This window comes from Blautia sp. MSJ-36 (genome assembly GCF_018917985.1).
Classification (GTDB): domain Bacteria; phylum Bacillota; class Clostridia; order Lachnospirales; family Lachnospiraceae; genus Blautia_A.
Genome location: NZ_JAHLPQ010000009.1, coordinates 114,629 through 131,444, shown reverse-complemented (window position 1 = coordinate 131,444; position 16,816 = coordinate 114,629). Strand labels below are relative to the sequence as shown.

The following is a 16,816-nucleotide window of genomic DNA, read 5'->3' as shown; positions in this document are numbered from 1 at the left end:
GCCAGCCTGTGAAAAGCAGTGCAAGAGGCGGGCCCTCTCAGTGCGCCTTCCGGGCGCAAGCAGGGATGAGCCCCTTATAGGGGCAGTGCAAACCACCGGCTAAGCCGGTGGTTATGATTTTCATTTGGTTTATATTGCGTAGAAAGATTTTATATGTTTTTCTTATAAAAAGATCATGCGTCTGTATCCTGCAGAGCCAGGAAGCCTTCCTCGCCGGTACGGATCTTGACAACGTTTTCGATGTCGTAAACGAAGACTTTACCATCACCGATCTGGCCGGTATGAAGAACTGCTTTTGCAGTGTCAATAACTTTCTGAACTGGTACAAGACTTACAACGATCTCGATCTTAACCTTCGGGCGGAGGTTCATGTCAACTTCAACACCACGATAGTAGGTTGGAGCACCTTTCTGAACACCACATCCCATAACGTTTGTAATAGTGATACCGGTTACCCCGATCTCGTTCATGGCCTGCATAAACTCGTCCAGTTTGTTCTGACGTGTGATGATAACAACTTTTGTCAGTTTGTGTACGCCGTCAGCAGGAATCTCAGGAACAGATTCAGCAGGAGCAGACGGAGCATGTTTTACAACCGGATCTTTTACGGAAGTTCCCATTGGAGCCGGAGCCTTTGTCATAGTATCCTGTACAAAGAATCCATCGTATGCACTTGCAAGGCCGTGCTCTTTCATATCCAGACCTGCAATCTCTTCCTCAGCGGAAACACGAAGGCCGATGGTGTGTTTGATCACCTGGAAGATAATTGTCATTGTAACAGCTACCCATGCGATGGTGATGGCCATACCGATGAACTGAACACCGAAGCCGTGGAAACCGCCGCCTGTGAGAAGACCTTTCCACTCTGTACCAGCACCGTCTGAGAAAAGTCCTACAGCCAGTGTTCCGAAAGCACCGTTGAGGCCATGTACACCGACAGCACCAACCGGGTCATCGATTTTGAGAACTTTGTCGATAAACTCAATACCAAATACTACGATAAATCCGGAAATGATTCCGATGATGGCTGCAGATGTAGGAGATACGGTATCGCAGCCTGCTGTGATCGCTACCAGTCCTGCAAGAGAACCGTTGAGGGACATGGAAACATCAGGCTTTTTGTAGCGGATCCAGGTGATCAGCATAACGGTTACAGTTGCAACAGCAGCGGCAAGGTTTGTAGTGACGAAGATTTTTCCTGCGCTTACAATGGCGTCGCCTTCCATGCTGACAGTAGATGCACCGTTGAAACCGAACCAGCAGAACCAGAGGATAAATACACCAAGTGCGCCAACAGTAAGGTTGTGGCCAGGAATAGCTCTGGATTTACCGGATTTGGAATATTTTCCGATACGAGGCCCAAGGATGATGGCACCGATCAGCGCGGCAACACCACCGACCATATGAACTGCACAGGAACCAGCGAAATCATGAAATCCCATCTGGCTGATAAAACCGCCGCCCCAGATCCAGTGACCGGATACCGGATAAACAACGAGACTGATCAGAAGACTGTAGATACAGTAGGAGATGAACTTGGTACGTTCTGCCATGGCACCGGAGACGATGGTAGCAGAGGTAGCACAGAATACAGTCTGGAAGATGAGGAATGCCCAGAAAGGAACGCCATCCGGAAGCATTGCGCTTCCATAGTTTGCTTCTGTTGCGATTCCGCCGATTTTACCGAAGAAACCGTTTCCTGCACCGAACATGATACCGAAACCAACCAGCCAGAAGACCGGGGTACCGATACAGAAGTCCATCAGGTTTTTCATAATGATGTTACCTGCGTTTTTTGCTCTTGTGAATCCTGTTTCGACCATTGCGAATCCGGCCTGCATGAAGAAGACCAGCGCTGCACCGAAAAGAACCCAGATTGTGTTTACTGAAGAATACATAGTAACACTCCCTTTCCCAATTTTTTTCTTCCTATTATATATGGGATATATACAGGAAGGATTTTTTCAATACCGGATCATGAAAATAGACAGAATTTATCCAGTATTAGTATAACGAAAAAGCGCGGGAGAGAGGAAATTCCCTTCCGCGCCTTTACGAAACAAAATTAGTATATGTAAAACAGGGGATATCTGTATCGTGTGATTAATGGATGAGGAAATCGATAATGAATTATGAAGTAGAGTTCATAAGGGATATCCCCTGTATTTACCGTATGAAATTGTTTATCTGATTAAGTATCAGATGGAGAATAACAGCTCGTCGTATGTCGGATATGGAAGTAATTCATCCGGGATCAGAGCTTCTGCCTCATCTGCAGATTTTCTTAAAGTCTCCATGTCGCTAAGAACGTTTTCCTGATAAGCTTTCGCGCAGGCAAGTACATCGTCGGAAGCGGCGAGAGCTTTTGCGGTATCGGCTTTCAGTGTCTCCAGATCTTTTGTCATGGTGTCAGCGAGTGTGCTCAGTTTGGAGATCAGAGCAGCTTCACTTGCTACAGAAACATCAGCTACTACGGATTTCTTTACAGCAGCAGTGTCAGCAAGTTTTTCAACATATGTAAATACGGAAGGAATTACCTGCTTCTGGATCATCTCAGCCAGAGTGTTGGACTCAATGTTGATGGTCTTGTAATAGTTCTCAAGCCAGATCTCATAACGGGAGAACAGTTCTTCCTTTGTAAAGATGCCGTGTTTTGTGAACAGCTCGATGTTTTTCTCATCAACGAAGTGAGGAAGAGCATCCGGAGTTGTCTTCAGGTTGTAGAGACCGCGTTTTTCAGCTTCTTCAACCCACTCGTCTGTATAACCGTTGCCGTTGAAGATGATACGTTTGTGATCCTCGATGGTTTTCTTGAGAAGTGCATGTACTGCGCTTTCCATTTCTTCTTCCGGAACATCTTTAAGAGCTGCGCTGAACTCGGAGAGAACTTCTGCAACGGCAGTGTTCAGTACGATGTTCGGGTTTGCAACGGATGCTGCGGAACCAAGCATACGGAATTCGAATTTGTTTCCGGTGAATGCAAACGGTGAAGTACGGTTTCTGTCGGTGGTATCTTTTGTGAAGTGTGGAAGTACTTTTGCACCGATATCCATCTGTACGGCATGTTTGTTGTTAAAGAAGGTATCATTCTCAATGGATTTGAGGATATCTGTCAGCTCATCTCCAAGGAAGATGGATACGATTGCTGGCGGTGCCTCGTTTGCTCCAAGACGGTGATCGTTTCCTGCACTTGCAACAGATACACGGAGAAGATCCGCATAATCGTCAACGGCTTTGATAACAGCTATCAGGAATACCAGGAACTGTGTATTCTCTGCCGGTGTTTTTCCAGGATCAAGAAGGTTTACACCTGTGTCTGTGCTCATGGACCAGTTGTTGTGTTTACCGCTTCCGTTGATCCCTTCAAATGGTTTCTCATGAAGGAGGCAGACCATGTTGTGCTTGTCGGCAACTTTCTTCATGATCTCCATAGTCAGCTGGTTGTGGTCAACCGCAACGTTTGTGGTATCAAATACAGGAGCCAGCTCGTGCTGTGCAGGAGCAACCTCATTATGTTTTGTTTTGGCCGGAATACCAAGTTTCCAGAGCTCTTCGTCAAGTTCGTGCATGTAAGCGGCAACACGTGGTTTCAGGGCTCCGAAGTAATGATCTTCCATTTCCTGTCCTTTTGGTGCGGAAGCTCCCAGAAGTGTACGTCCGCAGAAGATCAGGTCTTTTCTCTTCTTATAGAGATCTTTGTCAACCAGGAAGTATTCCTGCTCAGGTCCTACCGTTGTATTGATGTGACGGACCTCTTTGTTTCCCAGGATGTGAAGAATACGAACCGCTTCTTTATTCAGAACATCCATGGAACGGAGAAGAGGAGTTTTCTTATCCAGTGCCTCTCCGCTGTAGGAACAGAATGCGGTAGGAATGTAAAGAGTTTTATCTTTGATGAATGCCGGTGAAGTAGGATCCCATGCTGTATATCCTCTTGCTTCGAAAGTAGCACGAAGTCCGCCTGACGGGAAGCTGGATGCATCCGGCTCACCTTTTACCAGTTCTTTACCGGAGAAATCCATGATCACCTGTCCGTCGCCGGTCGGGGAGATGAAACTGTCATGTTTCTCAGCGGTTACGTTTGTCATCGGCTGGAACCAGTGTGTGTAATGTGTCGCACCGTTTTCAGTAGCCCATTCTTTCATTGCAACTGCTACGGAATTTGCAACATCCAGTTCCAGATGTGTTCCGTTTTCAATTGTTTTCTTTAATGCTTTGTACATGTCCTTTGGCAGTTTGCTACGCATCACTTTATCGTTGAATACAAGGCTGCCATACATTTCCGGGATACTCTGTGCCATATAGGTACACTCCTTTCGATTTCACTCATTCATTATAATTTTTAATTATCTTATAAGGACCGTCCTGTTTCTCTTATAAGAAAAACAGACCGGAAAAACAAAAAAAGCGCTTCAGATACTTGTCGTATCCAAAGCGCCTTTGCTTTATGTGATGCAGTATACACCAAAATAAAATATTGTCAAGAGCTTTTTTGAAAAAATCTAAAAAATCGACCCGGGAGAGGGGAGTGTCGGAAAATGGGCAGGGTTGACAAATCTTGTCCTTTTATTATAATCTGATATCATAGTTAATGATTAATTGATTAATTTGACAATGGAAAAAACAGATGGAGGGAAATATGTCAGGAGTAAAGGAAGAATGTGGCGTATTCGGGATTTATGATCTGGATGGAGGAAATATTGCACCATCTATTTATTATGGTCTTACCTCGCTGCAGCACAGGGGACAGGAGTCCTGCGGAATGGCCGTTTCAAGGACGGACGGAGAGAGAGGAAACGTACAGTTTCATAAAGATCTCGGACTGGTAAGCGAAGTTTTGCGAAAAGATGTTGTACATAATATGAATGGTGACATCGGAATCGGACATGTTCGCTATTCCACCACCGGAGAATCTGTTGCGGAGAATGCACAGCCGCTGGTACTTTCTTATATCAAGGGAAGTCTGGCACTTGCACATAACGGAAACCTGGTCAATACAGAAGCCCTGAAATGGGAACTGATCCAGACCGGAGCGATCTTCCATACAACTACCGACTCTGAGGTTATTGCGTTCCATATCGCAAGGGAGCGCGTGCATTCTGCTACTGTAGAAGAAGCCGTACATAAAACCGTAGAGAAGATTCGCGGAGGATATGCCCTTGTGATCATGAGTCCCCGGAAACTGATCGGTGCCCGTGACCCTTACGGACTGAAACCCCTTTGTCTTGGAAAAAGAGACAATGCCTATGTTCTGGCGTCCGAGAGCTGTGCGCTCACATCTGTAGGTGCAGAATTCATCCGTGATATTGAGCCTGGTGAGATCGTCACCATCACCAAAGATGGCCTGAAATCCAGCAAACTGGACGTTCAGAAAAAACATGCCCATTGTGTCTTTGAATATATCTATTTTGCCAGACTGGACAGCACCATGGATGGAGTAAAGATCTATGATGCAAGAATCCGTGGGGGAAAATCTCTCGCAAAATCCTATCCGGTAGAAGCAGATCTGGTAACCGGTGTACCGGAATCCGGACTTCCGGCAGCCAAAGGTTATTCTGAGGAATCCGGAATCCCGTTTGGTTTTGCGTTCTATAAAAACAGTTACATTGGAAGAACTTTTATCAAACCGACCCAGCAGGAAAGAGAGTCCAGTGTTCATTTGAAGCTGAGCGTTCTGGAATCTGTAGTAAAGGGTAAGAGGATCGTTCTGGTAGATGACTCCATTGTCCGTGGAACTACCATTGCAAACCTGATCCACATGCTGAAAGAGGCCGGAGCAAAAGAAGTCCATGTACGTATCAGCTCTCCGCCATTTTTACATCCCTGTTATTTCGGTACCGATGTGCCATCCAATGACCAGCTCATTGCAGCTCAGCACAGCACAGAGGAAATCCGCAAGATGATCGGTGCAGACTCCTTAGGCTACATGCAGATCGATTATCTGGAAGGCATGGCGGGCGGACTTCCGCTTTGCAAAGCATGTTTTGACGGCGATTATCCCATGGAGATACCGGAAGAAATCAAGCAGGATTAAATGATTATGTGGAATTAATCTCACAGTAAATGCTGGTAACTTTGAAATCTAAAATATGAAAAATAGACAATAAACAAGCGTAAAACCCCGATTTTGTTATATAAAATTCTGGTTTTTATAGGATAACCTTTAAAAATGATAAAAAACATCAACTTGACAAATTCGACAACATGAGACATAATGTGGGACAACCAGATGAGAAGTGACGAAAGCGTACGATAGAGATCTGACGTCACCAGTTTGCCGGCCTTTTTAAGACCGAGAGAAGAGAGGATGAAATTTATGTCTCAGAAAATCAGGTTAAATGCAACAGAAGATGTGAAAGAGTTTGTACAGGCTGCAAGCAAATGCGACTTTGATGTAGATATTTCATATAACAGAGTTATCATTGATGCGAAATCTATTCTTGGAATCCTCAGCATGGATCTGACCAGGGTTCTTACTGTAACCTGTCATGGAGAGGATCACGAGTTCAACCGTTTTCTTCAGAAGTTTGCGGTAGCATGACAGCAGGGAAATACAGAAGCAGATAAAGTGTAAAAGACATAAAAAGAAAAGATATAAAAAAAGACAGACGTGACTGCAGAGAGAGGACATCATATGGGAGTCCCTGGCAGGCGTCTGTTTTTTGTATCTACAGCACTATTTGCATCCGTATCACTATATCATAGGAAGAAATCCATCAGATTATATAGAAAAAATCTGTTATTGACAAATAAAAAAAAATAGTTTATAGTAAACCATATTTTATAAGAAAGATAACTGACAAAGGCGTCAGGAACGGATACCAGAGGGGCATTCTCACCTCTGAACACCGTTCCCGGCGCCTTTTCTTTTGCAGCACAACATGGAGGAGGAAATCGAAGATGGCAGTAAAGTATGTTTTTGTAACAGGCGGAGTTGTTTCCGGTCTGGGAAAAGGAATTACCGCAGCGTCCCTGGGACGTCTTCTGAAAGCCAGAGGATATCAGGTGACCATGCAGAAGTTTGACCCGTACATCAATATTGACCCGGGAACTATGAACCCCATTCAGCATGGAGAGGTTTTTGTAACCGATGACGGTACAGAGACAGACCTTGACCTTGGACATTATGAGCGTTTCATTGATGAAAGCCTTGACAAGAATTCCAATGTGACAACCGGTAAGATTTACTGGTCTGTTCTTCAGAAAGAGCGTCACGGTGATTTTGGCGGAGGTACTGTACAGGTAATCCCGCATATCACCAACGAGATCAAGAGCCGTTTTTACAGAGCAAAAACAGCGGATGAGGACAGAATTGCCATCATCGAGGTAGGCGGTACAGTTGGTGATATTGAGAGTCAGCCGTTCCTGGAATCCATCCGTCAGTTCCAGCATGATGTGGGACATGACAATGCCATTCTTATTCATGTTACCCTGATCCCGTACCTTCGTGCTTCCGGAGAGATGAAGACCAAACCGACCCAGGCCAGCGTAAAAGAACTCCAGGGAATGGGAATCCAGCCGGATGTTCTGGTATGCAGAAGCGAGTATCCTCTGACTGATGATATCCGTGGAAAGATCGCCCTGTTCTGTAACGTACCGGTAAGCCACGTACTTCAGAACCTGGATGTAGAATATTTATATGAAGCTCCTCTTGCAATGGAAAGAGAAAAACTGGCAGATGTAGTACTGCAGAGCTTAAGACTTGAGAACCGTAAACCGGATCTTACAGACTGGGAGAATATGGTAGAAAATCTCCGCCACCCGGACAAAACCGTGAAGATCGCCATGGTTGGTAAGTACACACAGCTTCATGATGCATACTTAAGTGTTGTGGAAGCCCTGAAACATGGTGGAATCTCCTGCCGTGCAAAAGTTGATATCGTCTGGGTAGACTCTGAAGAGCTCAATGAGAAAAACCTGGATCAGACCCTTCATTCTGTAGATGGAATTCTGGTTCCGGGAGGATTCGGAAACCGTGGTACTGAAGGAATGATCCTTGCAGCACAGTATGCGAGAGTTCATAAGATCCCGTACCTTGGCATCTGCCTTGGAATGCAGATGGCTATTGTAGAATTTGCCCGCCACGTACTTGGATATGAAGATGCCAACAGCATTGAGCTGGCACCGGAGACCACGCATCCGGTCATTGCTCTGATGCCGGATCAGGAAGATGTGGAAGACCTTGGCGGAACCCTTCGTCTTGGAAGCTATCCGTGTGTGCTGGCCGAAGGCTCCAAATCCTATGAGCTTTTTGGAAAGAAAGAGATCCAGGAGCGTCACAGACATCGTTATGAGGTAAACAATGCATTCCGTAAAGAATTAAGTGAAAAAGGAATGTCCATCGTAGGAACTTCCCCGGATGCACATATTGTAGAGATGATCGAAATTGCCGGACATCCGTTCTTTGTAGGAACACAGGGACATCCGGAATTCAAGTCCAGACCGAACCATGCACATCCGCTGTTCCGTGGATTTGTGCAGGCGGCAGTTGACAAAAAGACGGCAGAAGAAGCTGCAATGAAAGGATGAGAAAAATGAGAGAAGTAGGAAATCAGCAGCAGGGCCTCTACCGCCCTGAATTCGAACATGATAACTGCGGTATCGGAGCCGTTGTTAATATAAAAGGAAAGAAAACACATGATACTGTTGCAAATGCTCTTAAGATCGTAGAGAATCTGGAGCATCGTGCAGGTAAAGATGCAGAAGGAAAAACCGGCGATGGCGTCGGTATCCTTCTCCAGATCTCCCATAAATTCTTCAAAAAAGTCTGTAAGAAAGAGGGCTTTGAGATCGGCGGCGAGAGAGAATATGGTGTAGCCCAGCTCTTTTTCCCACAGCATGAGATCAAACGTGCCCAGGCAAAGAAGATGTTCGAGATCATCGTGGAAAAAGAAGGCCTGGAGCTTCTTGGATGGCGTACAGTGCCGGTATTCCCGGAGGTTCTTGGACATAAGGCAAGAGAGTGTATGCCATGCATCATGCAGGCATTCATCAAGAAACCGGAAGACGTGGAAAAAGGCCTTGCCTTTGACCGTATGCTTTACATTGCCCGCCGTGAGTTTGAACAGAGTAATGATAATACTTACGTAGTTTCCATGAGCAGCCGTACCATTGTATACAAAGGTATGTTCCTGGTAGGACAGCTCCGTACTTTCTTCGGAGATCTTCAGAGCCAGGATTACGAATCTGCCATTGCAGTGGTACATTCCCGTTTCAGTACCAACACAAACCCGAGCTGGGAGAGAGCACATCCGAACCGTTTCATCGTACATAACGGTGAGATCAACACCATCCGCGGCAACGCAGATAAGATGCTTGCCCGTGAGGAAAATATGGAGTCTCCATATCTGAAAGACGAGCTCCACAAAGTTCTTCCTGTAGTCAACCGCAATGGTTCTGACTCTGCAATGCTTGACAATACCCTGGAATTCCTGGTTATGAGTGGAATGGATCTTCCGCTTGCAGTGATGATCACAATTCCGGAGCCATGGGCAAACAATGATACCATTTCCCAGGAGAAACGTGATTTCTATCAGTACTATGCAACCATGATGGAGCCATGGGACGGACCTGCGTCCATTCTGTTCTCAGATGGTGATGTGATGGGAGCTGTTCTTGACAGAAACGGTCTGCGTCCATCCAGATATTATATTACCTCTGACGGATACATGATCCTTTCCTCTGAGGTTGGTGTCCTTCCGGTAGATGAGGAGAAGATCGTATTAAAAGAGCGTCTCCATCCTGGAAAAATGCTCCTGGTTGATACGGTTCAGGGCCGCGTCATCGATGATAATGAGCTGAAAGAGAAATATGCAAAGAAACAGCCGTATGGAGAGTGGCTGGATAGCAACCTGGTACAGCTCCGTGATATCAAGATCCCGAACCAGAGAGTTATCGAGTATACACCGGAGGAGAGAGCACGTCTCCAGAAAGCATTCGGATATACTTATGAGCAGTACCGTACTTCTATCCGAAACATGGCATTAAACGGCTCAGAGAGCATTGGAGCTATGGGACATGATACTCCTCTTGCAGTATTTTCCAAGGAACATTATCCGCTGTTCGATTACTTCAAACAGCTTTTTGCACAGGTAACAAACCCGCCGATCGATGCAATCCGTGAGGAGATCGTTACTTCCACAAGTGTATACGTAGGAAAAGACGGAAACCTTCTTGTTCAGAATCCGGAGAACTGCCAGGTTCTTAAAATCAACAACCCGATCCTGACAAACACCGATATGCTGAAGATCAAGAACATGAAAAAGGACGGCTTCAAGGTTGTGACCATTTCTACTTTGTATTATAAGAGTACAAAACTGGAACGTGCCATTGACCGCCTGTTCGTAGAGGTTGATAAGGCTTTCCGTGAGGGCGCAAATATCCTGGTCCTTTCTGACCGTGGCGTAGATGAGAACCATATGCCGATCCCGTCTCTTCTTGCTGTTTCCGCAGTGCATCAGCACCTTGTAAAAACAAAGAAGAGTACATCCCTTGCGCTGATCCTGGAGTCCGGTGAACCGAGAGAAGTACATCATTTCGCAACACTTCTTGGTTATGGCGCAAGTGCTGTCAATCCATACCTGGCACTGGATACCATCCATGAACTCATCGATACCCATATGCTGGACAAAGATTACTATGCAGCGGTTGATGATTACAATCATGCGGTTATCAGCGGTATCGTAAAGATCGCTTCCAAGATGGGTATTTCCACCATCCAGTCCTATCAGGGATCTCAGATCTTTGAGGCAATCGGAATTTCCCAGGATGTGATCGACCGCTACTTTACAGGAACAGTAAGCCGTGTAGGCGGAATCACACTGGAAGATATCGAGGATAACGTAGAAAAACTCCACTCTGAGGCATTTGACCCGCTGGGACTTGCCACAGACCTTACTTTAGACAGCGTAGGTGCTCACAAGATGAGAAGTCAGGGCGAGGAGCACAGATACAATCCACGTACCATCCATCTTCTTCAGCAGTCCACAAAGCAGGGCAGCTATGAGATGTTCAAAGAGTATACAAAACTGGTAGACGAAGAAGGCCATGGAAACTTAAGAGGACTTCTGGACTTCAAGTTTGCAAAAGAACCTCTTCCCATCGATCAGGTTGAGAGTGTTGACGACATTGTAAAACGATTTAAGACAGGTGCCATGTCCTACGGTTCCATTTCCCAGGAAGCACATGAGACACTGGCCATCGCCATGAACCATCTCCATGGAAAATCCAATACCGGTGAGGGTGGAGAGAGTGATGAGCGTCTGGATTCCGCAGGAACAGACAATGACCGTTGCTCCGCTATCAAGCAGGTAGCCAGCGGACGTTTCGGTGTTACCAGCCGTTATCTGGTATCTGCAAGAGAAATTCAGATCAAGATGGCACAGGGTGCAAAACCTGGTGAAGGTGGACATCTTCCTGCAAAGAAAGTATATCCGTGGATCGCAAAGACCCGTCATTCCACACCAGGAGTCAGCCTGATCTCTCCGCCACCACACCACGATATCTACTCCATCGAGGACCTGGCAGAGCTGATCTATGACCTGAAAAATGCAAACAAATATGCAGATATTTCCGTAAAACTGGTTTCCGAGGCTGGTGTTGGTACAGTCGCTGCCGGTGTTGCAAAAGCCGGAGCACAGACTGTTCTGATCTCCGGATACGACGGAGGTACCGGAGCAGCACCGAGAAGTTCCATCCACAATGCAGGACTTCCGTGGGAGCTTGGACTTGCAGAGACACATCAGACACTGATCATGAACGGACTTCGTAACCGTGTACGTATCGAGACAGACGGTAAGCTGATGAGCGGCCGTGACGTTGCTATCGCAGCGCTTCTCGGTGCAGAGGAATTCGGTTTTGCAACTGCTCCCCTTGTAACTATGGGCTGCGTGATGATGAGAGTCTGCAACCTGGATACCTGCCCGGTTGGCGTTGCTACCCAGAATCCGGAACTCCGTAAGAGATTCCGTGGAAAACCGGAGTATGTGGAGAACTTCATGAGATTTATCGCACAGGAACTGAGAGAGTACATGGCACGTCTTGGCATTGCAACCATCGACGAGATGGTAGGCCGTACAGATCTTCTTACCGTTTCTGACAGCGTACAGGAGCCACATAAGGGCAAAGTTGACTTAAGTGCGATCCTGAATAACCCATATGCAGGAAAAGGCAAAGTTACTTTTGATCCGAAAGCGGTATACAACTTCAACCTTGAGAAAACTCTGGATGAAAAAGTCCTGGTTAAGAAATGTGCGCCGGCGATCCAGAAAGGTGAGAAAGTTTCTGTAGATGTAAATGTTACCAACACAGACCGTGCATTCGGTACCATCCTTGGATCTGAGATCACGAGAAACCATAAAGAGGGCCTTCCGGAAGATACCGTAACTGTAAACTGTACAGGTGCAGGCGGACAGAGCTTCGGTGCATTTATCCCGAAAGGACTGACACTGAAACTGACCGGTGACAGCAATGACTACTTTGGAAAAGGCCTTTCCGGTGGTAAACTGATCGTCAAAGTTCCGGAAAAAGCCGGATACAAAGCAGAAGAGAACATCATTGTCGGAAACGTAGCACTCTATGGTGCCACAAGCGGAACTGCATTTATCAACGGTGTTGCAGGTGAACGTTTTGCAGTCCGTAACTCCGGTGCAGTGGCAGTAGTTGAGGGTGTTGGTGAGCATGGATGCGAGTACATGACCGGTGGCCGTGTGGTAGTTCTCGGAAAAACCGGAAAGAACTTCGCGGCAGGTATGAGTGGCGGTATCGCTTATGTTCTTGATGTGGACAACGTTCTTTACAAGAACCTTAACAAAGCAATGATCTCCATTGAAAAAGTGGATAATAAATATGATAAAAAAGAGCTTCGTGATCTCATCGAGGCTCATGTAGAAGCAACAGGCTCCGAGATCGGTAAGAAGGTGCTGGCTGATTTTGATTCCTATCTGCCTCACTTCAAAAAACTCATTCCGGATGAGTACAAGAGAATGATCACATTAAGTGCAAAGCTGGAAGAAAAAGGTCTGACCAGCCAGCAGGCACAGATGGAAGCATTCTATGAGAGCATCGGCGTGAAACATTAAGGAGGATGAGGAAATGGGAAAGCCAACTGGATTTTTAGATTATGAAAGAGAAACGGCAAAAGTTTTGCCGCCAAAAGAACGTATTCAGAATTTCAACGAATTTCGTATTCCGTTAAATAAAGAAAAACAGAAACTTCAGGGAGCACGCTGCATGGCCTGCGGCGTTCCCTTCTGCCAGGCAGGTATGATGATCGGCGGAATGGCTTCCGGCTGCCCGCTTCACAACCTGGTTCCTGAGACAAACGATCTTGTATACACAGGAAACTGGAAACAGGCATTTCTTCGTCTGAACAAGACCCACAGTTTTCCGGAGTTTACTTCAAGAGTATGCCCGGCACTCTGTGAAGCTGCCTGTACCTGCAACCTGAACGGAGATCCGGTCAGCACAAAGGAAAATGAGAAAGCCATTATCGAGACTGCCTATGCAGAAGGCTGGGTAAAACCACAGATCCCGCCTGTCCACACAGGAAAGACAATCGCAGTCATCGGAAGCGGCCCTTCCGGACTGGCAGCAGCACAGCAGCTGAACCGCCGTGGTCACAGCGTAACCGTATTTGAGAGAAACGACCGTATCGGAGGACTTCTCCGCTATGGTATCCCGAATATGAAACTGGAGAAAAAAGTCATCGACCGCAGACTGAAACTGATGGAAGAGGAAGGCGTGAAGTTTGTCACCAACATCAACGTTGGTGTGGACATTACCGCGGAGCAGCTTCTGAAAGATTATGACCGTGTCCTTCTCTGCTGCGGAGCTTCCCATCCGAGAGATATCAAGGTTCCGGGAAGAGATGCAAAAGGAATCTACTTTGCAGTGGATTTCCTGAAACAGGTAACAAAAAGCCTTCTGGATACCGATTTTGCAAAATTCCCATATGAGCTTGCAAAAGGCAAACATGTTCTGGTCATCGGCGGTGGTGATACCGGAAATGACTGTGTGGGAACTTCCATCCGTCTTGGTGCAAAATCCGTAACACAGCTTGAGATGATGCCAAAGCCTCCGGTAACAAGAACACCGTCCAACCCGTGGCCGGAGTGGCCGAAGGTTTTGAAAACCGATTACGGCCAGGAAGAGGCTATTGCAGTATTTGGTCATGACCCGCGAATCTATCAGACAACCGTTACCGAATTTATCAAAGATAAAAAAGGAAATGTCTGCAAGGCAAAGATTGTCAAACTGAAAAGCGTAAAAGACGAAAAGACCGGAAGATTCAACATGGTTCCTATCGAGGGCAGCGAGGAAGTGATTCCTGCAGATGTGGTACTGATTGCAGCAGGTTTCCTCGGAAGCGAGAAATATGTAACCGATGCTTTCCATGTAGCACTGACACCAAGAACCAACGTGGAGACAAAACCGGAGCAGTACGCAACAAGCGTAGACCGTGTATTCACAGCAGGCGATATGCACCGTGGACAGTCACTTGTCGTATGGGCGATCCACGAGGGACGTGAGGCTGCGAAGGCAGTGGATGAATCTCTGATGAGTTATTCATATTTACAGTAAAAAAGTTAAAAATACCAGGGGCAAAGTTCTTTTTGCCCCTAATTTCCTTTAAAAAAAAGTTGACAAAGAATTGACCGATTGCTATAATTACGTCCATGAACAAGGGTGTTCTTCAGGAGCGAAAGCTCTCTGAAGTGCACCCTTTTTCTATTTTTTAGGGTAATTATTTTGTGTGATGAGGAAATAAAGGAGAGAATACTATGGGGAATTATACCAGAGAAGAGATTCTTGCAATGGCAGAGGAGGAAGACGTAGAGTTCATCCGCCTCCAGTTTACAGATATGTTTGGAACTCTGAAAAATATTGCGATCACAGCAAGAGAGCTTCCAAGAGCCCTGGATAACCAGTGCGTTGTATACGGCTCTCATATTGCGGGCATTGTGGGAGAGAAGGAGCCGGATCTGATCCTGTATCCGGATTACGATACTTTTTCAATTCTCCCATGGCGTCCTCAACAGGGAAAGGTTGCAAGACTGATCTGTGATATGCGCCGTGCAGACGGATCTGAGCATGAGATGAGCTCCAGATACATTCTGAAAAAAACAGCGCAGGCAGCAGAAGAGGCAGGATACACCTGCTATGTTGACCCGGAATGCGAGTTTTTCCTGTTTCATATTGATGACAACGGAATGCCTACAACGGTTTCTCACGAAAAAGCCGGATACCTGGATGTAAGTCCGGTGGACCTGGGTGAAAATGCAAGACGTGACATGGTACTGACTCTTGAGGATATGGGATTTGAGGTGGAATCCTCTCATCATGAGACGGCACCTGCACAGCATGAGATCGCCCTTCATTACGGGGAAGCACGTGAGATGGCAGACGCAGTTATGACCTTTAAGATGGCAGTAAGGACCGTAGCCAAACGCCATGGACTTCATGCAACCTTTATGCCGAAGCCAAGACGGGAAGTAAACGGCTCAGCCATGCATATCCATTTTTCGCTGTTTAAAAATGGAAGAAATATTTTTGTGGATCCGGATGATCCGTCCAAATTAAGTAATGAGGCATGCTATTTTATCGGAGGTCTTCTGGCACACAGCCGGGAGATGGCACTTATCACAAATCCGCTGGTAAACTCTTACAAGCGCCTTGTGCCTGGATTCGATGCACCGACAGAACTGACCTGGACGAGAAACAACCAGAATTCACTGGTAAGGATCCCGAGAGTCAATGGTAATGATACCAGAATCGAGCTTCGAAGCCCGGATGCTGCATCCAACCCATACCTTGTTTTTGCGGTATGCCTGGCAGCGGGCCTGGATGGAATCCAGAAGAAGATCTATCCGACAAAAGCTTCTGACCGTTCTCTTTCCGAGTCGGACCAGAAGGAACAGGGTATCGAGAATTTACCGGAGAACTTACGGGAAGCGATCACACTGTTTGAGGAAAGTGACTGGATGAAAGAGATCCTTGGAGAAGATTTCTGCAAACAGTACGCGCAGGCCAAGAGAAAAGAATGGCTGCGTTATTCCCAGGAGATTTCCGACTGGGAGATCGAGGAGTATCTGTATCGAATCTGATGATTGAGGCATAATGGGACGAAAGAGAGTGGCGGCTTATGAACACGAGTATCGTGATTGCATTACCGAAAATAGAAGATGCAAAAAAGATCCGCACAGTCCTTAACCGATATGGATTCACGGTGGCGGCGGTATGCAATTCGGGTGCAAATGCCCTTGCCAGTATCTCGGAACTTGATGGTGGTGTCCTGCTTTGCGGCTATCATCTTCAGGATATGTATTACCGTGATCTTCTGGACTATATGCCGGATTATTTTGAAATGCTGCTTATGGCTTCGCAGGGAGTGATCAGTGAAGCACCACCTTCTGTTTTGTGTGTGGGAATGCCTCTGAAAGCCGGAGATCTGGTAAATACAGTAAGCATGATCCTTTCCCAGATCGAAAGGCGCTGGAAAAAAGATAAGAAAAAACCGAAGCAGCGTTCATGGAAAGAGCAGAATTATATTTCAAATGCAAAGATGCTTTTAATGGAAAGAAATCATCTGAGTGAGGAAGACGCATACCGTTATATTCAGAAATGCAGTATGGATTCCGGAACCAATATGGTGGAGACAGCCCAGATGGTTCTGATGCTTTTATACGATTCCGTATAAAAGAAAAAAGTAAAATGACAGAAAAAAGTGGCAGAGCGGGTTCGTAAGACCCGCTTATCAAAATACAGGCGCAAAGAAAAAAGGCTGAATGCCGAATGTTTTTTGCACCGGAATTGGAGG

9 protein-coding genes are annotated in these 16,816 nt (G+C 46.3%); 7 read left to right on the top strand and 2 right to left on the bottom strand.

All coding sequences use genetic code 11. From position 1 onward, the window contains the following. Positions 1 to 173: 173 nt before the first annotated feature. A complete protein-coding gene (locus KQI39_RS08940; protein ID WP_148447561.1) occupies positions 174 to 1,898 on the bottom strand; it encodes an ammonium transporter in 1,725 nt (574 codons plus the stop codon). A 300-nt stretch (positions 1,899 to 2,198) separates the two neighbouring features. Continuing rightward, positions 2,199 to 4,301, bottom strand: coding sequence for a glutamine synthetase III family protein (locus KQI39_RS08935; protein WP_216417890.1), 2,103 nt, complete (start codon positions 4,299 to 4,301; stop codon positions 2,199 to 2,201). A gap of 338 nt (positions 4,302 to 4,639) precedes the next feature. Here KQI39_RS08935 and purF point away from each other — a divergent pair, with 338 nt between their 5' ends. The 7 genes from purF to KQI39_RS08900 all read left to right on the top strand — a co-directional run bounded on the left by purF (position 4,640) and on the right by KQI39_RS08900 (position 16,696). Continuing rightward, the gene (gene purF, locus KQI39_RS08930; protein ID WP_216417889.1) at positions 4,640 to 6,034 is read left to right on the top strand and encodes an amidophosphoribosyltransferase; all 1,395 of its coding nucleotides are present in this window, start codon (positions 4,640 to 4,642) and stop codon (positions 6,032 to 6,034) included. A 282-nt stretch (positions 6,035 to 6,316) separates the two neighbouring features. Beyond that, a complete protein-coding gene (locus tag KQI39_RS08925; protein WP_118071129.1) occupies positions 6,317 to 6,541 on the top strand; it encodes an HPr family phosphocarrier protein in 225 nt (74 codons plus the stop codon). A 359-nt stretch (positions 6,542 to 6,900) separates the two neighbouring features. Beyond that, a complete protein-coding gene (locus KQI39_RS08920; RefSeq protein ID WP_021977863.1) occupies positions 6,901 to 8,529 on the top strand; it encodes a CTP synthase in 1,629 nt (542 codons plus the stop codon). After that, positions 8,526 to 13,079, top strand: coding sequence for a glutamate synthase large subunit (gene gltB, locus KQI39_RS08915; protein ID WP_216417887.1), 4,554 nt, complete (start codon positions 8,526 to 8,528; stop codon positions 13,077 to 13,079). The genes KQI39_RS08920 and gltB overlap by 4 nt, the downstream gene beginning before the upstream one ends. Positions 13,080 to 13,092: 13 nt before the next feature. Next, complete coding sequence (locus KQI39_RS08910; RefSeq protein WP_216417885.1) at positions 13,093 to 14,580, top strand: glutamate synthase subunit beta; 1,488 nt, start codon at positions 13,093 to 13,095, stop codon at positions 14,578 to 14,580. 200 nt (positions 14,581 to 14,780) lie between these two features. Next, on the top strand, positions 14,781 to 16,103 hold the full coding sequence (gene glnA / locus KQI39_RS08905; protein WP_118062616.1) for a type I glutamate--ammonia ligase: 1,323 nt from the start codon (positions 14,781 to 14,783) through the stop codon (positions 16,101 to 16,103). 38 nt (positions 16,104 to 16,141) lie between these two features. Next, positions 16,142 to 16,696, top strand: coding sequence for an ANTAR domain-containing response regulator (locus tag KQI39_RS08900; RefSeq protein ID WP_021977859.1), 555 nt, complete (start codon positions 16,142 to 16,144; stop codon positions 16,694 to 16,696). The last annotated feature ends 120 nt before the right edge of the window (positions 16,697 to 16,816 follow it).